Consider the following 18704-nt stretch of genomic DNA (forward strand, 5'->3'; position numbering starts at 1 on the left):
GGGCAGCCCTCCAAATTGTTGAAGCTTCAACTAAAGACCCAGAGTAGTTTAACCTTCAATGAGAGTCAATTCTCTCCGAACTCGGCCTCACCGGCGTTCCCGACGCCCCTCGACGCCCTCCCGGGCCCGGCCATGAGCACGGCCGGGCCCGGGGGCGGAGATCGGGGGCGGAGGCCCGTCCGGCTCAGGAGGCCCGCTCGACGCCTTCGGAGGCCGTGCCGGCCGCGTCGCCCGCGGGCTCCCGCAACGGAACGGAGCTCCCCTCCAGCAGCACTTCGGCCACCAGCTCGGGGTCGTCGCCCATCGGGACGTGTCCGCAGTCCCGCAGCCACACGAACCGGGCCTTGGGCAGCCGCTGCTGCGCCCGCATCGCCTGGATGGGCAGCAGCAGCCGGTCCCGCGTGCCCCACGCGATCGTCACCGGCACCTCCTCGCACGTCCCGGTGAACCGCACCGCGGTCCCGGCCCGGATGACCGGCGCGAACCCCGTGCAGTCCCGCAGCGCCCGGCCGTCGGCCAGCAGCTCTTCCGGATCCAGCCGCTCCGGACGCCCGTAGATCAGCCCGTACGCGAGCCGGCGCCGCCGGGGGTCGCGGGTCAGCCTGCGCAGCCACTGCTCCGGAAGGCGCGCCCCCAGCCGCGACACCGACAACACGGTCGCCGCCCACAGCATCTCCGGCGTGGTGAAGAAACCGGCGGGCGAGAGCGCCGTCGCAGAGCTCACCAGTCCGCGGTCCGCGGCCTCCAGCGCCAGCAGCCCGCCCAGGGAGTTCCCCGCGATGTGCGGCCGGCCCAGGCCGAGCCGGTCGAAGAAGCCGGCCAGCACGTCCAGCACCGTGTCCAGCGTGTACGGCCGCCCCGGCGGCAGCGGCGGCGAGGCCCCGAACCCCGGCAGGTCCAGGGCGATGACGTCCCGTTCGGAGGCCAGCCGGTCCAGCACCGGCAGCCATCCCTGCCACCGATGCCCGACCCCGTGCAGCAGAACCAGCGGAGGCCCTTCGCCTCGGCGCTCGTACACGATGTCCACGGCACGAGGTTAGAGCGAAGTTACTCACGGGTCACCTGTGATCCGGGACACACGACCCCGGATCCGCCCGCCGCGGCCCTGCCGTGCCGCTCGTCGCGGGAGCCGGCGTCTCCGGCGCCGCGATCGGGTGCGCGGAGGGCCTCCCGGCCGTCCGGCGGAGGCGGGCGCCGGCGCGCTCACCCGGTGCGGGCGGGGGCGCGATCGCCGAGGGCCTCGCGCAGCCGGGCCCGGCCGCGGTGGATGCGGCTGCGGACGGTGCCGAGGTTGACGCCCAGCGTGGCGGCGATCTCCTCGTACGACAGCCCTTCGATGTCGCACAGGACGACGGCGGCGCGGTACTCGGGCGGCAGCGCGGTGAGCGCGGCCTGGACGTCGCCGTCCAAGTGCCGCTCCTCATAGATCTGGGCGGGGCCGGGCTCCCGGCCGTGCAGGCGGTCGGCGGCGTCCTCGGGCAGGGCGTCCATGCGGATGCGCTGCCTGCGGCGGGCCCGATCCAGGAAGAGGTTGGTGGTGATGCGGTGCAGCCAGCCCTCGAAGGTGCCGGGGGTATAGCTCGACAGCGAGCGGAAGACCCGGACGAAGACGTCCTGAGTCAGATCCTCGGCGTCGTATCTGTTCCCGGTCAGGCGGTACGCCAGCCGGAACACCCGGGCGGAGTGCTCACGGACGATCTCCTCCCAGGACGGCGGTGTCCACGCCATCGAACCTGCGCTCACCGACACCCCCCGCTGCTGATGCGAAATCGTTACTCCCACTGTGCCGGTACCCGGATAAGAGCGCCGTAAGGAGGGATCGGAGGGTGATGAGCGTCGCAGTTCTCCGGCGGGGGAGGGGCCGTGTCCCCGCCGACCGCCCTGCCCATAATTGGGTACTTATCCACGGTTGGTGCAAATGACGACGCCGTCCGGTGCGCACCCGGGCCCGACAGCGAGGAAGCACATGGCACGCAGCTACAACCTTGCCGACCTCCTGGAGATCCTGGCCGAGGCGGGTCCGGACCGCCCCGCACTGGTGGCGGGGGGCGAGCGGCGCACCTACCGGGAGCTGGACGAGCGCGCCACCCGGGTCGCCCACCATCTGGCCGCCGCGGGGGTGCGCCCCGGCGAGCATGTGGCGATCCTGTCGTGGAACCGGGCCGAGTGGCTGGAGAGCATGTTCGGGATCTTCAAGATCCGCGCCGTGCCCATCCCGGTGAACTACCGCTACGTGGCCGCGGAGCTGCACCATGTGCTGGCCGACTCGGACTCGGTGGCGCTGATCGGCGAGCGCTCCCTGCTGCCCAGGGTGCTGGAGATCCGCGACCGGCTGCCGAAGCTGCGCCACATCGTGGTGCTGGAGGACGGCGGCGACCAGGAGATCCCCGGGGCGGTGCGGTACGAGGACGCCCTCAAGGAGGCGCCCGCGACCGCCGACTTCCCCGCCCGCTCCAACGACGATCACTACATCATGTACACCGGCGGCACCACCGGCCACCCCAAGGGCGTGGTGTGGCGCTGTGAGGACATCTTCTTCGGCGCCCTCGGCGGCGGGAACGTGCTGGGCGAGCCGGTCGCCAGCCCCGAGGCCCTCGCCGAGAACGCCGGCAAGCCCCCCATGGCCGTGCTGGACTGCGCCCCGGTGATGCACGGGGCGGGCCAGTGGGTCGCGCTGATGGGGCTGTTCGGCGGCGCCAAGGTCGTCCTCTACACCGAGCACACCTTCGACGCGGGGAACGCGCTGAGGCTGGCGGCCGCCGAACGGGCCAATGTGATCATGCTGGTCGGCGACGTGATGGGCCGGCCGATCGCCCGGGAGCTGGCCGCCGGCGACCACGACACCTCCGCGCTGCTGGCCGTCGCCTCCGGGGGCGCGCCGCTCAGCGAGGCGGTCAAGGAGGAGATCCGGGCCGCGCTGCCGAACGTGATGTTCCTCGACACCTACGGCGCCTCCGAGACCGGCGCGTGCGGTCCGGCGGTCGGCGGCAAGGAGGGCACCGCCCGCTTCCGGATGGGGCCGGGCATCGCCGTCCTCGACGACGACCTGCGGCCCGTGCGGCCCGGCGAGATCGGCCGGCTGGCGCGCAGCGGCCACATCCCGCTCGGCTACTACAACGACCCGGAGAAGACGGCGAAGACGTTCTTCACCGACGCCGAGGGCACCCGCTGGTCGATCCCCGGCGACTTCGCCACCGTGGCCGAGGACGGCACGGTGGTGCTGCTGGGCCGGGGCTCCCTGGTCATCAACACCGGCGGCGAGAAGGTCTATCCCGAGGAGGTCGAGGTCGCGCTGAAGGAGCACCCCGACGTCTACGACTGCATCGTGGTGGGGGTGCCGGACGAGCGGTTCGGCCAGTGCGTCTCGGCGGTCGTCGAGCCCCGGCCCGGCGCCGAGCCCACCCTGGAGGAGCTGACGGAGTTCCTCCGCGGCCGGCTCGCCGGCTACAAGCTGCCGCGCCGGCTCAGGCTGGTGCCGCAGGTGCGGCGCACGGCGGTCGGCAAGTCCGACTACGCGTGGGCGCGCACGGTCCTCACCGCAAGGTGAGCTCTCGGTCAAGCATTCGTGACGCGTTGCGGAGGATGACTTGGCCCCCTCCGCGAGAGAAACCACCACATGAGGGTCGAAGCGGGAGAACCGCTCGCGGGCCGGTATCGGCTGCTCTCCGTCATCGGAAAAGGCGGCATGGGAACGGTATGGCGGGCCTATGACGAGCTTCTCGACCGCGATGTGGCCATCAAGGAGACCGTTCTCCCCGACCAGCTGACCCGCAGCGAACGGCACGCCGTCTGCCGGCGCATCCTCGCCGAGGCGCGCGCCACCGCGGCGTTGCGCCACCCCGGGGTCGTCACCGTCCACGACGTGCTCCACGAGGGCGGCCGCCCCTGGATCGTCATGGAGCTGCTGCGCGCCCGCAGCCTGCAGCAGATACTGGCCCGCGACGGCCCGTTGCCGACATGGCGCGCCGCCGAGATCGGCCGGGCGGTGCTGGGGGTGCTGCGCGCCGCGCACGCCAAGGGCATCCTGCACCGGGACGTCAAGCCCGGCAATGTGATGATCGCCGACGACGGCCGGGTCCTGCTGACCGACTTCGGGCTGGCCGTGCACATGCTCAACGGCCGCACGGTCGTCGACACCATGGTGGCCGGGATCGAGGGCTCCCCGGCCTACCTGGCCCCCGAGCAGGTGCTGGGCGAGCCCGGCAGCGCGGCCTCGGACCTGTGGTCGCTGGGCGTCACGCTGTACGCGGCCGTGGAGGGCGGCTCGCCCTTCCACCGGACGCACACGCTGGCCACGATGGTCGCGGTGCTGCTGGGGGAGTACCCGCCCCCGTGGAACGCCGATCCGGCGCTGCGGTCCGTCATCGACGGGCTGCTCCGGCGAAGGCCCGAGGACCGGCTGACCGCCGAGGAGACGGACCGGCTGCTGGAGGAGGCCGCCGAACGCCCCGACGACACCTGGCGCCCGGAGCGCTCCCGGTGGGGCGGCCTCCGCTCGCCGCTGTCCCGGCGCCCGCGGGCGACCGCGCTGGTCGCGGCGACGGGCCTGGTCGCGGCGATCATGGTGGTGGGGGCGACGACCCGGCGGCACACCGACGCCGGGTCGGCGGTGCTGTCCGCGCAGGGGAGCTCGCACACCGTCGCGCACCGCGGGCCGAGCGGCTCCACGGTGGAGGTGCCGGCGAGCTGGCGGCGCACCGAGAGCGACGGCGGCGTGCGGTGGACCGACGCCGCGACCGACCGTCAGCTGCAGATCCGGCCCGTGCACGGCGACGCGCTGGCCGGGCTGCGTCAGGCCGAGCGGGAGGCGCTGGCCGCCGGCCTATATCCGGGATATCGCAGAATCCGCCTGGAGGCCGTGCCGGAACTGGCCGAGGGGGCCGCGGAATGGGAGTTCGTCACCGGGGACCGGCGCATTCTGCGGTGTCGGATGGCGGGGTATGAATTCCTCTTCGCCGCCCCCGAGAAAGGGTGGACGCCGGCACAGCGCGTCTTCGATGCGGCGCTGCGCACGTTTCGCGCCGGGACTCCCTGAGAAAACAGATTCTCAGCCGCTCTGCTGGAGCCGCAGCAGGATTTCGGCATTGGAGGAGGTCTCCTTCACCTTCTCCAGCAGCAGTTCCATGGCCTGCTGGCCGTCGAGGGAGTGCAGCAGCCGGATCAGCCGCCAGTGCAGGGCCAGCTCCTCGGGGGTCATGAGCAGTTCCTCGCGGCGGGTGCCGGAGGCCACGATGTCCACCGCCGGGAAGATCCGCTTGTCGGCCAGGCCCCGGTCGAGCTTGAGCTCCATGGTGCCGGTGCCCTTGAACTCCTCGAAGAACACCTCGTCCATCCGGGAGCCGGTCTCCACCAGCGCGGTGGCGAGGATGGTCAGCGAGCCGCCGTTCTCGATGTTGCGGGCGGCCCCGAAGAACTTCTTCGGCGGGTACAGCGCGGTGGTGGCCACCCCGCCGGCCAGGATGCGGGCGTTGGAGGGGGCGGCCAGGTTGTAGGCGCGGCCCAGCCGGGTGATGGAGTCCAGCAGCATCACCACGTCGTGGCCCAGCTCCACCAGCCGCTTGGCCCGCTCCACGGCCAGCTCGGCGACCTCGGTGTGCTCGGCGGCGGGCCGGTCGAACGTGGAGTAGATGACCTCGCCCTGCACCGACCGCTGCATGTCGGTGACCTCTTCGGGCCGCTCGTCGATGAGCACCACCATCAGGTGGACCTCGGGGTTGTTCTTGGTGATCGCGTTGGCCAGCGCCTGCAGCACCATGGTCTTGCCGGTGCGCGGCGGAGCCACGATCAGGCCGCGCTGGCCCTTGCCGATCGGGGAGATCAGGTCGATCACCCGGGTCGCCGCCGCCCCGGTGTCCAGCCGCAGCCGCTCCTGCGGGAACAGCGGCGTGAGCTCGCCGAACGCGGGCCGCTCGGTGCCGGGCGGCAGCCCGTTCACGGTCTGCGCCTGCACCATCGCCGGCCATTTCGCGCGGGAGGAGCGGGACGACCGGGCGGTTCCGGTGACGATGTCGCCGGGGCGCAGCCCCAGCGAACGGACCTGGGCCTGGGAGACGTACACGTCCTGCGGGCCGGGCAGGTAACCGGTGGTCCGCACGAACGCGTGCTTGTCCTGGACGGCCAGGACGCCGGAGAACGGAATGGTCAGGGCCTTGTCATCGCCGTGATCGCGACGCGGGGGAACGGTGTGCTGGGGCGCCGCTTCGCGCGGCGGCGCGGTCATGGTCAATGCACAGTCCTTCGGTAGGGGTTGTTTCGCATACGCGGTACCGCCGCTCGCCGAATGGTCGCGGACCAGGAAGGGGACTCGATCGCCGGGCGCTCAGATCGGCCCGAGAGCAGAGAAAGGACACCCTCACCGCCCTGGGGAGCGGGGATGAATCGGTGGTACCCCGAGACTACAGCACACAAACCCACCGGCCGCAAGATGCGATCGGCGGCAAAACCGCTGGATGCGGGCGCGCGCGGTCCCCGGCAATGTCCGGGACGGCTCCCGGGAGGGGCGGAGCGGAGCGGAAATGCGGTCTTCGGCCGTCCGCTCTTACAGATCCGTACTGTTGGAAACAATGTCGATGATCCGGCCATTCCCGGCGTAGGGCGATGCGTCCGTCAGCGGTGGTGCCGATGCACCGCCGCGTGCCCGCGGCCGCGCGCGATCATCCACCGGTTGATCGGCCAGGTCACCGCGAACGCCGCCGCCAGCGCGACCGCCAGCGCCGCCCACAGCAGCGGGCTGCCCGGACCGGCGTCCATCGCTCCCGGGATCGCCACGACGATCGCGTTGTCGACCGCCTCCATCACCGCGATGGAGACGGTGTCGGCCGCCAGCGCGATCCTCAGCGCCCGCCGGAACGCCATCCCGGTGCGCAGCACCCCGCGCATGGTCAGCGCGTACCCGAAGACGAACGCCAGCGCGATCGCCAGCACCACGGTGGCCGCGTCGGGCAGTCCCAGCGCGGTGCCGATCGCCATCCCCAGCACTTCGCCGATGGCGCAGCCGGTGAGGCAGTGCAGCGTCGCCTGCGCGGCCGTCCGCCATGTCGTCCCGCCATGGGCGTCCCCGGTGTGCGCCATCGGGGTCCTCCTCGGTCCGTTCGGTCCGCGTCCGGTCACGTCCGGAACGCATATACCCCCTGGTGGTATTCCCCGCCGGCGCGTTCCCCGACCGGGACGCCCGGCGGTCGGCGGGCCGACGGCGGGCCGTACGATGACGCGGCAGGGCGGTGCAAGGAGGTTGGGATGTCCGGTGAAGCCCGGTTGCGATGCGAGGTCGCCGAGGGCGTCGCGACGATCACCATCGACCGGCCGGACAAGCGCAACGCGATGACCGCCGCGATGTGGCGGGAGCTGCCGGTGCTGCTGGACCGGCTGGAGGCCGACCCCACGGTGCGCGTGCTGGTGCTGACCGGGGCGGGCGGCGACTTCTGCTCCGGCGCCGACATCGCCGAACTGGGCGACATCACCTCCGGGGACCTGTCGACGACCGCCGAGGAGGCGCTGGCGGCGTTCCCCAAGCCCACCGTGGCGGCGATACGGGGGTTCTGCGTGGGCGGCGGATGCCAGCTCGCCGTGGCCTGCGATCTGCGGCTGGCGGCCGACGACGCGCGGCTGGGGATCACCCCGGCCAAGATCGGGATCGTCTACCCGGCGGCGGCCACCGCCCGGCTGGTCCGGCTGATCGGCCCCGCCTCGGCCAAGTACCTGCTGTTCTCCGCCGAGCTGGTGGACGCGGCGCACGCGCTGCGGATCGGACTGGTGGACGAGACGGTGCCGGCCGCAGGCTTCGACGACCGGCTCGCGGCGTTCACCGCCACGCTGGCCTCCCGGTCGCTGCTCACCCAGCAGGCCGCCAAGGACATCGTCGACTCGGCCGCCGCCAGCAGGCTCACCCGGGCCACGGTCGACGCCTGGGTCGCCGAGTCACGGCGGGGCGGCGACGCCGCGGAAGGGGTCACGGCCTTCCTGGAACGCCGTCCGCCCGCCTTCACGTGGACCGGGCCAGCCGCCCATAGGCGATGACCTGCCCGGCCCCGCCGTGGGCGACCAGCCGGATCCCCGGATAGGGGACCTGTGCGCGCACCCGGCGCGCAGAAGGCCGGTCCTCGCCCACCCGCTCCACCCGTTCGACGGTGAAGACCGCCTCGCGGCCGTCCCGGCGCAGCACCACGACCTCGTCGCCGGGGCGCAGCTCGCCCAGCCGGGCGAAGACCCCGGGGCCGGTCGCCAGGTCCGCGTACCCGGTGATCACCGCCTCGCCGGTCGAGCCGGGCGCCGCGCCGTACCGGTACCAGCCCGCGCGGTTCGCCCGGGAGGCCGGCGGCGTCTGCGGCGAGCCGTCCACATCCCGGCCGAGCGGCACCAGCCCGGCCCGCACCCCGATCCGGGGGATCTCCAGCCGGACCGGACGAGAGCGCGACATCGCCTGCGTGACCCGCGGCGTGACGGTGGGCGACGGCGCGGGCGCGGCGACGGCCGGAGATCCGGTCGCCATCGACGGTATGCGCACCGCGGTCGTCACGGCGAGAACCGCCAAAGCCGTGATGCCGAGGAAACAGAGCGCAGCCATGCAACGGTGCCGGGCGGCCCCGGCTCGTGCCGATCTCCCCACGAAGGCCATCATTCCGTAGCGGAGCCTGCACGGGGGCGGATATGCGGTTATGCGCCGAACCTTCGGCGTTCACCCGTCGGAAGGCCGCGGGCGCCACCGCGACAGATCGCACCATCGGGTCTGCGGCAGCGCGCGCAACCGATCCGCCAGCGCCCGCGGATCCCCCACCACGGCGGCGGGCCGCCGGCGGCGCAGCAGGTCCGCCAGCGGCGGCACCCCGCACAGCAGGACCTGCGGCAGCCGCACCACGTGCAGCGGCCCGATCTGCGCCACGCCCTCCGGCACCCCGTGCAGCCCGGTCAGCAGCGCCCGCACCGCCCGCCGCGGCTCGCCCTCCCGCAGCTCCCGCAGCAGGCCGAGGAAGTCGCGCTCCAGCTCGCGCGGCCCGACCCCGGACAGGAAGTAGCGGGCGTGCCAGCGCTTGTCCCCGCCCGGCTCGGCCAGCTCCACCTGGAGCCCGAACGCGGCGGCGCACCCCTCGTAGGCGTCGGCGAGCGCGCCCCGGCGCTCCGCCGGGACCGCACCGCCGACCAGGCCGGGCACCACGTCCACCCGGTCCCCGCCCAGGGACGCGATGACCGCCTCCTCCAGCCGCCGCCGCACCTGCCGGCGCAGCCGGGCCACGTCGGCGGCCAGCCGGTCGGTCAGATCGCGCTGCTCGGCCAGCCGGTGGTTCACCTCGGGCACCAGCCGCTCGTTGACCTGCTCCAGCAGCGCGGCGATCCGGGCGTCGGCGTCGCGCAGCGCCGCCTCGGCCTCCGCCAGCCGCCGCTCCACCGGTTCGACGTCCGCCGGGACCGGGGCGGGGGCGGGCCGCCGCACGGCGGCCTCCAGCTCGGCGACCCGGTCGCGCAGCGCGGCGATCTCGGCGGCGGCGGCCGGGTCCGGCGCCGGTCGCTTGCGATCGAACGCCAGATACAGCTCCCGCCCGGCGATCGCCAGGCACAGCAGGATCAGCGTGACGGTCGTCATGGGCCCTCCCAGGGCGTGCCGTGCCGAGCACGTGCCGAGCACGATAGGCCACCGGGTGACGGCCTCGACAGCCCCGGGACCGGCCGTGACCGGGACGGGACTGCTCCGAGGAAGGGCATTTGTGGGCATATACGGTCTAGGGGTACTGCCCTCGTCCGGCGGCGGCGGGCTCGTGACCGCCACAGCCCGAGGCGGATCTCCCGACGATCCCCCCGACAACGGAGCCGGTACTCGTGACGAACCACCGCGTCGACCCCGCCCGATCCCGCCTGCCCCTGCCCGGCGGCACGGTGGAGATCGGGGAGCCGGGCGCGGTCTACCTGGGCGACACCCAGTTCGAAGGCGACGCGGTCGCCGGCAACAAGATCGTCTACATGTCGGCCGAACAGCGCCGCCCGCCCGCTCAGCTGCCCGCCGACGTGCAGGACTTCACCGGCCGGCGGGCCAGCCTCGCCCGGCTGAACGAGCTGGCCGCCGCGGACGGGCCGCGCACCGCCGTGCTCACCGCGATCCACGGCATGGCCGGAGTGGGCAAGACCGCGCTGGCGGTGCACTGGGCGCACCAGGTGGCCGACCGGTTCCCCGACGGCCAGCTCTATGTCGACCTGCGCGGATACTCCGACGACGTGGCGCTGACCCCCCTGGAGGCGCTGGGCCGGTTCCTGCGGGCGCTCGGCGTGCCGGACGCGGCCGTGCCCGACGACCTGGACGAACGGGCCGCGCTGTACCGGTCGATGCTGGCCGGGCGGCGGATGCTGGTCATCTTGGACAACGCCGCCGACGCCCGCCAGGTGATGCCGCTGCTGCCGGGCAGCTCCACCTGCCTGACGCTGGTGACCAGCCGGTCGCAGCTGTCGTCGCTGCGGGTGCGGGGCGGGGCGCACACCCTCGCCATCGACGTGCTCACGCCCGAGGAGTCGGTCGACCTGATCGCCAGCATCGTCGGCCCCGAGCGGACGGCCGCCGAGCCGGGGGCCGCCGCACAGCTCGCGCTGCAGTGCGCCTATCTGCCGCTGGCGCTGCGGATCGCCGCCGTGCACGTGGCGATGGGCACCTACTCCTCCATCGCCGAGCTGGTGGAGGAGCTGTCGGCCGGGGACCGGCTGGACGCGCTGGAGTGCGACGACGACCCCAACCTGGCGGTGCGGGCGGCGTTCGGGCTGTCGTACCGGCACCTGGCGGAGCCGGTGCAGCGGGCGTTCCGGCGGATCGGGCTGCTGGAGGGCCCCGACTTCACCCCGCAGATCCTCGCGGTGCTGCTGGAGACCACCGTCGAGCAGGTCCGCCCCCTGCTGCGGGTGCTGGTGAACGCCAACCTGGTGCAGCCCCGCGAAGGCCGCTACCGGCTGCACGACCTGCTCCGCGAGTACGCCTGGGAGCGCGTCGAGGAGGAGGAGACCGCCGCGGAGCGCAACGCCGCGCTCGGCCGGCTCATCGCCTGGTACGTCGACAACGCCCACAGGTACGGCAGCCGGATCAACCCCTACCGCACCCGCCTGACCCGCGCCGCGACACCGGACCGGAGCCCGGACGACTACCGGGGCGCGCTGGAGTGGTTCGAGGCCGAGCGCATGGGACTGGTGGCCGTCACCCGCCAGGCGGCCCGGCTCGGCCTGGGGCGCCCGGTGTGGGAACTGGCCGACGCCGCCTACGACTTCCTGCGGCTCAGCCGCTACAACCGTGACAACACTCGGTTGCAGCACCTGGCGCTCGAGGCCGCCACCGCCGCCGGGGCCGCCAAGCCCAGGGCGTACGCGCTGCACCATCTGGCCGCCCTGCACCGGGACATCGGCGGCTACCCCGAGGCGCTGCACTTCGCCCAGCGCGCCCTCCGGGCCTGCCGGGAGGCCGGGCAGCGGGAGACCCACGCCCTGCACACGCTCCGGCTGATCGGCGACATCCACTGGCGGATGGCCAAGTACGCCCAGGCCCTGGAGTGCTTCGCCGAGGACCTGAGGCTGTGCCAGGAGGCCGGGGACCCCTCCGGCGAGGCCACCACGCTCACGTTCATCGGCCTGGTGCACGGCAACCTCGGGCGCTACACCGAGGCGGTGGAGCACCTGCGCCGCGCCGTCGACATCGAACGCGGGCTCGGCAGCCGCCGCGGCGAGGGCCAGGCCCTGCACTGGCTCGCCTTCGTCCACCATTCGCTGGGGCAGTGGCGCAAGGCGGCCGAGTACGCCCGGCTCGCCCTGGAGGCGCAGCGCGACGCCGGCTACGAGCCGGGCCAGGCGCGCACCCTCAACCTGCTCACCCAGGTCACCCACTCCCTCGGCGACCACCGGCGGGCCGTCCGCTACGGCGAGCAGGCCCTGGAGCTGTGCCGGGCCATCGGCGACCGGCTCGGCGAGGGCCGCGCCTACGACACCCTGTCCATGCTGCAGCGCCGGCTCGGCGCCTACCGCAAGGCCGAGGAGCTGGCCAAGAAGGCCCTGAAGGTGCGCCGCGAGATCGGCGACCGGCCCGGTGAGGCGTTCTCCCTGGAGGCCCTGGCCGGGGCGCTCAGCCACATGAGCCGCTCGCACGAGGCGTTCGAGATGCAGCACGAGGCCCTGCGCATCCGGCGGGAGATCGGGGATCGCACCGGAGAGGCCCGCACCCTCGCGCTGCTCGCCCACTGCTCGGTCTATGTGGACCGGCTGCCGGAGGGGCTCCGCTACGCCCAGGAGTCCCTCGCCATCCGGCGGGAGGTCGGAGACCGCCACGGCGAGGCCGACGCGCTGGCGCAGATAGCCCGGCTCTACCGCAAGATGGACCGCACGGCGGAGGCCCTCGCGCACGCCCGGCAGGCCCTCGCCATCCGCCGCGAGATCGGCGACCGGCGCGGCGAGGCCGAGGCGCTGGACAACATCTCCCGCATCCATCTCAAGGCCGGCCGGGTGACGGCGGCGCTCGACTGCGCCCAGCGGGCCCTGCAGGTGGAACAGGAGATCGACGACCTCATCGGGCAGGGGTGGACGTTGGACCACCTGGCCGACGTCCACACCGCCATGGGGCGGCACGAACACGCCGTCCGGCTGTGCGAGCAGGCGCTGCGGGTCCGCGAGCAGATCCACGACCGTCACGGCCAGCGCCGCACCCTCGACCACCTCACCGCGCTGCACCTGGCCATGAACCGCCCCGACAAGGCCCTGCACACGGCCCGCCGGGCGCTGAGCATCCTCAGCGAGTACACCGACCCCCAGCGGCTCGCCTCGCGCCTGCGGGAGCTGGAGGAGCTCGCCGAGAGGGCCCGGACGCCGCAGGAGCGGGCCGAGGACGGGCCGGACCCGCGGTGACGGACCGGCCGCCGCTCAGGCCGCCGGCGCCACCTGAGGGGACGAGCGCCGTGCGGCCGCGCGGCGGCGGGCCTTGCGGCGCGCGACCAGGATGCCGGTGAGCGTCGCCGCCCAGACCGGATACTGCACGACCCAGGCGATGCGGAACGACTCGGGGGTGTACTCGCCGCTCCCCGAGTGGCCGATGAGCATCCCGACCGTCAGCGCCACCAACAGGGAGGCGTAGAACCCGCCCTGGTTGACGATGCCGACCGCGGTGCCCTGCCGGTGGTCGGGGTTGAACGTGCGGGCGAAGTCGAAGCCGACCACCGAGCCCGGCCCGCCGATCGACAGCACCACCGCCAGCGCCACCAGCAGCCAGTGCGGTGCGGGCGGAGGCACCAGCAGCACCGCCGTCCAGGCGACCGCGGTGGAGACGATCACGCCGATCGCGATCCAGGACCGGCGCGTGGGGTGACGGGCGGTCAGCTCGCCCAGCACCGGCGCGGCGACGGCCCCGACGATGACGAGGAGGGTCAGCAGGCCGCTGGCCGCGCTCGCCGACCACCCGTGCCCGACCACCAGGTACGGCACGCCCCACAGCAGCGCGAACACCGTCCCGGAGAACTGCGTGCCCATGTGGGTGTAGAAGCCCAGCCGGGTCCCCGGCTCCAGCCACGCCGAGCGCAGCCCGTGCAGGATCTCCCGCGGCGGGGCGCCCCGGGCGGGAGGGGGCGCGCCGTCCGGACGGTCGCGCACCACGGCGACCACCGCGATCGCCACGGCCAGCCCGAGGGCGGCGGCCGACACGAACGCCGGGGTCCACCCGGGCCCGTACAGCAGCGCGGCCAGCGGCACCGCCGACAGGATCTGCCCGAACTGCCCCAGCAGCCCGGTGAGCTGGGTCAACAGCGGGATGCGGCGGGCGGGGAACCAGGCGCCGATGACCGACAGCACGCTGATGAAGGTCAGCGCGTCGCCCGCGCCGACCAGCACCCGGGCGGCGATCGCGACCGGCAGCTCGGTGGCCAGCGCCATGACCAGCTGCCCGGTCGCCATGGTCAGCGCGCCCGCGGTGATCAGCCGTCGGGCCCCGAACCGGTCCAGCATCATCCCGACCGGCACCTGCAGCAGCGCGTACACCAGCAGCTGCAGCACCACGAATCCGGACAGCGCGGTGGGGGAGGCGTCGAACCGCTCGGCCGCCTGGAGCCCGGCGACCCCGAACGACGAGCGATGCATCACGCCGACCAGATAGGCCGACAGCCCGACCGCCCAAACAACCCAGGCGCGCCCAGACCTTGCCACAAAGGGACATTCTTTCAGTCCGTGCGCCGGGTCGGATCTGTCTGCGAGCAACCTCACAGCGCCCGGCCGCCGCCGCGACGGCGGCCCGCACCGGCGGCGTTCCGGACGTCTATCCCGTCCGGCCGATCAGGCGACGCTCCTCGGGGTCGTGCAGATACATGGTGAACGCGGTGGTGAAGAGACCGAAACGGCAGCGCAGCGCATCGGCCGCCAGGTAGATGTCGCCCCCGAGCTCGTTGTCGAGACGGACGCGGTCGGGGAAACAGAGCAGCGGACTCCGCGACATCTTCGCCCGGGCCCGTTCGTGCAGCCGGAGGACCGCGAACGGTATCCCCTCCACGGTCCGCACGTCGAACTCGGCGATGTCCTCCCACCGCAGGTCGGCCCGGGCGGAGGGGACGCGGAACCGCACCAGGTCGGGCGTCAGCGCCACCCGCTGCGCCCACCGCAGCCGCCACGCCGTCGCCGACGTCAGCACACCGAAGACCACGATGAGCACCGCTCCGATGAGCGTCGAGAGCGTGCTCGGGGCGGTCAGGCCGCGCGCCACGTGCCAGACCCCCGTCAGGACGAGCAGCGCCGACGCCGCCGTGCCCCAGGCCAGTGGGCGCCGACGGAGCAGGAAGATCACCGCCGGGACCTCCGTCCCGTCCACCGATTCGGTGCCGTGCACCGGATCGCGGTCGAAACGCCACGGCAGCGCCGCCGCCATGAACGCGACGAAGGCCGGCCCGAGCGTGATGGAGGCCAGGGCGTCCCACGGATCGCCGTCGATGGCGAGATCCCGCACCACGCCGGAGACGAGGCAGAACGCCCCGACGGCTCCGAGCCCCGCCGGCAGTCCGTATCCGCGCCGCCGGCTCATCGGGGACCTCCGAGGGGATCCCCGCCTTCGGGCGGGGGAGGGGAGGAGGGAGGAAGGCGGCGCACCGCCTCGGCGCCGGGGTGCGCGACGGACGGTCCACCGCCGCATCGGCCCCCGGGACCTCTCATCGGATTCATCGGGAACCTCCGAGGGGGTCCCCGCCTTCCGGCGGGGGAGGACATCGACTCGGCGTCTTGCGAACGCGTCGGGGAGGGACCACGGCCGCGATGCGACCGCGTGCGGTCAGGCGGCCCGGAGGGCGGCCGCGCCGAAGGAGACGTGGAAGCGCTTGCACCAGATGGTGACGCTGGTGAGCCGGCTCAGGTCGGCGTCGGCGGGGATCCGGTAGTTCTGGCTGCCCTTGTTGCCCTTGAGCCTGCCCAGCTCCACGTACGCGCCGTCGTCGAACACGAACCACCCGCCGGGCCCCTCCTTGACCGGCTGGTCCGACAGCCGCACCCACAGGTCCGGACCGTTGGAGGTGTCCAGATCCTCGATCCGCAGGATCCGTGCGCCGTCCGCCAGCCGGAGCACCTTCACGGTGCCGGAGGTGCGGTGCTCGTGGGAGATGAACGACCCGCCGGCCAGCACCTGCGGCCCCTGCGGCGACCGCCCTCCGTCCCCGGGGGTCGCCGGCGCCGCCGCGGCCGGGTCGCCGTCGTTCACCGTCTCGTCCACGAAGAGCAGCCAGGGCTGGAACACCGCCAGGGCCACGGCCGCGACGACCGCGAGCCCCGCCAGTCCGGCCCACACCACGGGCCTCCGCAGCAGCGCGACCATGACATCTCCCGTCCTGGTTCCCGTCCCGGGCGACCGTGCCCCTATCGGGTTGGATGCCGTCCACGCACCGGAAGATGTCGCCGAAGACCTGACCGAACGGTGACATTCGTGCTCGCGTTCGTGCTCGCGCCGGGCGGCGGAGGGGAGGCGCGGCGCCGGCCACGGCGTGCTCAACGTCCATGCCGCGTCCCATGTCACGGGCGTCCGAGCGGCGGGCGGCGACGGCGCCGCCGGCCCATGTCCGGGGCATCGCGGAATCCGCCCGGAGGCCGTGCCGGACACCGAATGCCGATCATGGTCTCCCGGGATCGGTCCGCCGCCTCGGGTCCGGACGGCGCTCGTCCACCGGACGCGGGCCGACGGTTCCGGCCGTCCGCCCGCCGGTCGGCCGAGCCGGGACGGAAGCGGTGGCCGCCCGTGCCTCGGCCCGGTAGGGTGGGCGGTGGCGAAGGGGAGTAGTCCCGATGCGCTGAGTGGTCGACATGCTGGCGGTCTCGCCCGAGGCGGGACGGCCCGGCCCTCAGGCCGCGGCCCGTGTCGCGGTGGACGAGACCTTCGGCCTGGTCACAGGCGCCCTCGATGAGGGCGCGCACGTCCGACCGGGCCGAGTCGGTCTCCCCGCGCCCGCCCCCGGCGCGTTCGCAGGCCGGAGCGGTCCGGTCCCGAGGGGAAAGGCCGCCGCTGCGAATGACCGCCACCCTGGTCACGTTCTGCACGACGTTCGCCGTCATCTTCCTGGCCGAGCTGCCGGACAAGAGCATGTTCGCCTCCCTGGCCATGGGCACCCGGATGCGCCCGCTGTGGGTGTGGCTCGGCACGACCAGCGCGTTCGCGATCCATGTGGGCATCGCCGTCGCCGCCGGCAGCGCGCTGTCGCTGCTGCCCCGCCCGCTGGTCGGGACGGTGGCCGCGGCGCTGTTCGCGTTCGGCGGCTATGCGCTGCTGCGCGGCGGCGAGGAGGACGACGACGATGTGGCCGTCCGCGCGCCCGTGCTGGGCGCATGGGCGACCTACGCCACGGCGTTCACCGTGGTGTTCGTCGGCGAGTGGGGCGACCTGACACAGATCGCCACCGCGAATCTGGCGGCCACCCGGGAGCCGCTGCCGGTGGCGGCGGGCGCGCTGCTGGCGCTGATGACCGTCTCGGCGCTCGCGCTGCGGGCCGGCCGGTTCCTCGCCGACCGGGTTCCGCTCCGGGTCGTGCGACGGATCGGCGGCCTCGTCATGCTCGTCCTGGCCGTCTGGACGCTGGCCGAGGCGGTGCTGGGATGACCGGCCGCTCCGGGGCGCCGGGCCCCGGACTCCCCCCAGTGGACCGAGGAGGTGCTCGTGGGCGCTGACCACTCCCACTCCCATCACCACCGGACGGCGCCGGCCCCGCCGGGCGCGGTGCGGGCCATGCTGGCGGTCATCGTTCCGCTGGCGGTGGCGACGCTGGCCGCGTTGATCTGGATGTGGCCGGACGGGAACGCCCCCGCCTCCGCCGAACAGGCCCCGGAGCCGGTGAAGATGACCCGGGTCACCGGCACGGTCACCGCGATCGCCTACAAGGACTGCGCGCAGGCCGGGGAGTTCGAGGGCGACTGGCTGACCCCGACCCCCGCGCCCGGCCGCCGCTGCGGGGACGCCACCGTGCGGCTGACCTCCGGCCCCCAGGAGGGCGGCACGGTGAAGGTCGCGCTGCCCACCGGCCCCGGCTCGCTGGAGTACTCCGTCGGCGACAAGGTGGTGCTGCTGCACATGCCCTCCGGAGCCGACGGCGGCGGCGGGCAGTACCAGCTCACCGACCACGACCGGACGAACGGGATGTGGCTGGTCGGGGCGGCGTTCGCGCTGGCGGTGATCGCGTTCGGCCGCTGGCGCGGGGTGACCGCCCTGGTGGGGCTGACGATCACGTTCGTGCTGCTGGTGAAATTCCTGATCCCGGCGATCCTGGAGGGGCGGCCGCCGCTGCTGGTCGCCATCGTCGGCTCCGCGGCGATCATGCTGGCGGTGCTGTACCTGACCCACGGCGTGACGATGGCGACGTCGATCGCGGTGGTCGGGACGCTGGCCAGCCTGGCGCTCACCGGGGTGCTGGCGTCGGCGGCGATCGGGTTGACGCATCTGTCCGGCCTGGCCGACGAGAGCTCCCTGAACCTGGGCCTCAGCTACGACCTCAACCTGCAGGGCCTGCTGCTGGCCGGGATCATCATCGGGTCGCTGGGCGTCCTGGACGACATCACCATCACCCAGGCCGCCACGGTCGGAGAGCTGGCGCGCGCCAACCCCGCCTACGGGTTCGGGCGGCTGTACCGGGCGGCCGCCCGGGTCGGCCGGGCGCACATCGCCTCGGTGATCAACACGATCATCCTGGCGTACGCGGGCTCCTCGCTCCCGCTGCTGATCCTGATCAGCGTCGGTGAGCAGCCGCTGGGGCAGGTGCTGACCGGTCAGGTGCTCGCCGAGGAGATCGTCCGCAGCGTGGCCGGCACCCTGGGCCTGATCGCCGCCGTCCCCGTCACCACCGCCCTGGCGGCCGTGATCAGCTCCCGCAGCGTCCCCGCCTCCCACGAAGAACACGAGGGGCCGCACGAGGAGACGTCCACCGGGCCGCACGACCGGACGGCCGGCGGACCGCAGGGGGACCGGCGCGATCGGCCGCACGACGGGCCGCCTGAGGAGCCGCCCAGAGGACGGCACGCCCGACGGCACGGCGAAGAGCACGACGGGCGACACGAGGGGCCCTACGACGTGCCCTATGAGAGGCCGGGCCGGTACGACCGGCGGGACGACGGGCGGCACGAGAGGCATGAGAGGAACGAGAGGTACGCACCCTTCCCGCCCCGTCCCCGTCCGCCGGTCGAGGACGCGGAGCTGCCGCCGCCCGGCTGGCCGTACACCGACCGGCGCGAGTGAGCCGAGTACGGGCGAGCCC

General features: G+C 73.7%; 14 protein-coding genes and 1 pseudogene. 6 read left to right on the forward strand and 9 right to left on the reverse strand.

Going from position 1 to position 18704, the window contains the following annotated elements; translation table 11 throughout:
• Positions 1-184: 184 nt before the first annotated feature.
• On the reverse strand, positions 185-1027 hold the full coding sequence (locus tag EIO00_RS04720) for an alpha/beta fold hydrolase (RefSeq protein ID WP_140175689.1): 843 nt from the start codon (positions 1025-1027) through the stop codon (positions 185-187).
• Positions 1028-1203: 176 nt separating this feature from the next.
• A complete protein-coding gene (gene sigE, locus EIO00_RS04725; protein WP_206664052.1) occupies positions 1204-1728 on the reverse strand; it encodes an RNA polymerase sigma factor SigE in 525 nt (174 codons plus the stop codon).
• Between the two features lie 238 nt (positions 1729-1966).
• On the opposite strand from sigE, the gene EIO00_RS04730 reads away from it, so the two are divergent.
• Positions 1967-3547: an acyl-CoA synthetase gene (locus tag EIO00_RS04730; protein WP_140175691.1), complete on the forward strand. Its 1581-nt coding sequence runs from the start codon at positions 1967-1969 to the stop codon at positions 3545-3547.
• A 69-nt stretch (positions 3548-3616) separates the two neighbouring features.
• Positions 3617-5035, forward strand: a complete 1419-nt coding sequence (locus tag EIO00_RS04735) for a serine/threonine-protein kinase (protein WP_140175692.1) — start codon at positions 3617-3619, stop codon at positions 5033-5035.
• Between the two features lie 12 nt (positions 5036-5047).
• Here the strand turns inward: EIO00_RS04735 and rho are convergent.
• Positions 5048-6139, reverse strand: a pseudogene (gene rho, locus EIO00_RS04740) (transcription termination factor Rho); the annotation flags it as partial.
• A 467-nt stretch (positions 6140-6606) separates the two neighbouring features.
• The gene (locus tag EIO00_RS04745) at positions 6607-7071 is read right to left on the reverse strand and encodes a DUF4396 domain-containing protein (protein WP_140175694.1); all 465 of its coding nucleotides are present in this window, start codon (positions 7069-7071) and stop codon (positions 6607-6609) included.
• Positions 7072-7236: 165 nt separating this feature from the next.
• Here EIO00_RS04745 and EIO00_RS04750 point away from each other — a divergent pair, with 165 nt between their 5' ends.
• On the forward strand, positions 7237-8016 hold the full coding sequence (locus tag EIO00_RS04750; RefSeq protein ID WP_140175695.1) for an enoyl-CoA hydratase/isomerase family protein: 780 nt from the start codon (positions 7237-7239) through the stop codon (positions 8014-8016).
• Here EIO00_RS04750 and EIO00_RS04755 read toward each other — a convergent pair.
• Both EIO00_RS04755 and EIO00_RS04760 read right to left on the reverse strand, forming a co-directional pair.
• A complete protein-coding gene (locus tag EIO00_RS04755) occupies positions 7982-8488 on the reverse strand; it encodes a class F sortase (RefSeq protein ID WP_161602647.1) in 507 nt (168 codons plus the stop codon). The two genes, EIO00_RS04750 and EIO00_RS04755, sit on opposite strands and share 35 nt — an antisense overlap.
• A gap of 186 nt (positions 8489-8674) precedes the next feature.
• Positions 8675-9577 (reverse strand): hypothetical protein, encoded by a 903-nt coding sequence (locus tag EIO00_RS04760; protein WP_140175697.1) that lies wholly within the window; start codon positions 9575-9577, stop codon positions 8675-8677.
• Between the two features lie 233 nt (positions 9578-9810).
• On the opposite strand from EIO00_RS04760, the gene EIO00_RS25530 reads away from it, so the two are divergent.
• Complete coding sequence (locus tag EIO00_RS25530; protein ID WP_140175698.1) at positions 9811-12855, forward strand: tetratricopeptide repeat protein; 3045 nt, start codon at positions 9811-9813, stop codon at positions 12853-12855.
• Between the two features lie 15 nt (positions 12856-12870).
• Here the strand turns inward: EIO00_RS25530 and EIO00_RS04770 are convergent, their stop codons facing one another.
• The 3 genes from EIO00_RS04770 to EIO00_RS04780 form a co-directional block, all read right to left on the reverse strand.
• Positions 12871-14142: an MFS transporter gene (locus tag EIO00_RS04770; protein WP_140175699.1), complete on the reverse strand. Its 1272-nt coding sequence runs from the start codon at positions 14140-14142 to the stop codon at positions 12871-12873.
• Between the two features lie 109 nt (positions 14143-14251).
• The gene (locus EIO00_RS04775) at positions 14252-15007 is read right to left on the reverse strand and encodes a hypothetical protein (RefSeq protein ID WP_140175700.1); all 756 of its coding nucleotides are present in this window, start codon (positions 15005-15007) and stop codon (positions 14252-14254) included.
• Between the two features lie 243 nt (positions 15008-15250).
• On the reverse strand, positions 15251-15787 hold the full coding sequence (locus EIO00_RS04780) for a DM13 domain-containing protein (protein ID WP_175596131.1): 537 nt from the start codon (positions 15785-15787) through the stop codon (positions 15251-15253).
• A gap of 687 nt (positions 15788-16474) precedes the next feature.
• Between EIO00_RS04780 and EIO00_RS04785 the strand changes: the two genes are divergently transcribed.
• Together EIO00_RS04785 and EIO00_RS04790 are read left to right on the forward strand one after the other, a co-directional pair.
• A complete protein-coding gene (locus tag EIO00_RS04785; RefSeq protein ID WP_140175701.1) occupies positions 16475-17059 on the forward strand; it encodes a TMEM165/GDT1 family protein in 585 nt (194 codons plus the stop codon).
• A 57-nt stretch (positions 17060-17116) separates the two neighbouring features.
• Entirely contained in the window at positions 17117-18685 is a 1569-nt protein-coding gene (locus EIO00_RS04790; RefSeq protein ID WP_241661115.1) for a YibE/F family protein, read from the forward strand.
• The last annotated feature ends 19 nt before the right edge of the window (positions 18686-18704 follow it).

Origin of the sequence: Thermomonospora catenispora (assembly GCF_006363815.1) — a bacterium.
GTDB classification, from domain to species: domain Bacteria; phylum Actinomycetota; class Actinomycetes; order Streptosporangiales; family Streptosporangiaceae; genus Thermomonospora; species Thermomonospora catenispora.

What these genes read in the sequence shown, in the direction of transcription:
- sigE (WP_206664052.1), bottom strand. Translation starts at nt 1,728, where the DNA reads ATGGCGTGGACACCGCCGTCCTGGGAGGAGATCGTCCGTGAGCACTCC.
- EIO00_RS04730 (WP_140175691.1), top strand. Translation starts at nt 1,967, where the DNA reads ATGGCACGCAGCTACAACCTTGCCGACCTCCTGGAGATCCTGGCCGAG.
- EIO00_RS04735 (WP_140175692.1), top strand. Translation starts at nt 3,617, where the DNA reads ATGAGGGTCGAAGCGGGAGAACCGCTCGCGGGCCGGTATCGGCTGCTC.
- EIO00_RS04745 (WP_140175694.1), bottom strand. Translation starts at nt 7,071, where the DNA reads ATGGCGCACACCGGGGACGCCCATGGCGGGACGACATGGCGGACGGCC.
- EIO00_RS04750 (WP_140175695.1), top strand. Translation starts at nt 7,237, where the DNA reads ATGTCCGGTGAAGCCCGGTTGCGATGCGAGGTCGCCGAGGGCGTCGCG.
- EIO00_RS04755 (WP_161602647.1), bottom strand. Translation starts at nt 8,488, where the DNA reads ATGGCGACCGGATCTCCGGCCGTCGCCGCGCCCGCGCCGTCGCCCACC.
- EIO00_RS04760 (WP_140175697.1), bottom strand. Translation starts at nt 9,577, where the DNA reads ATGACGACCGTCACGCTGATCCTGCTGTGCCTGGCGATCGCCGGGCGG.
- EIO00_RS04775 (WP_140175700.1), bottom strand. Translation starts at nt 15,007, where the DNA reads ATGAGCCGGCGGCGCGGATACGGACTGCCGGCGGGGCTCGGAGCCGTC.
- EIO00_RS04780 (WP_175596131.1), bottom strand. Translation starts at nt 15,787, where the DNA reads ATGGTCGCGCTGCTGCGGAGGCCCGTGGTGTGGGCCGGACTGGCGGGG.
- EIO00_RS04785 (WP_140175701.1), top strand. Translation starts at nt 16,475, where the DNA reads ATGACCGCCACCCTGGTCACGTTCTGCACGACGTTCGCCGTCATCTTC.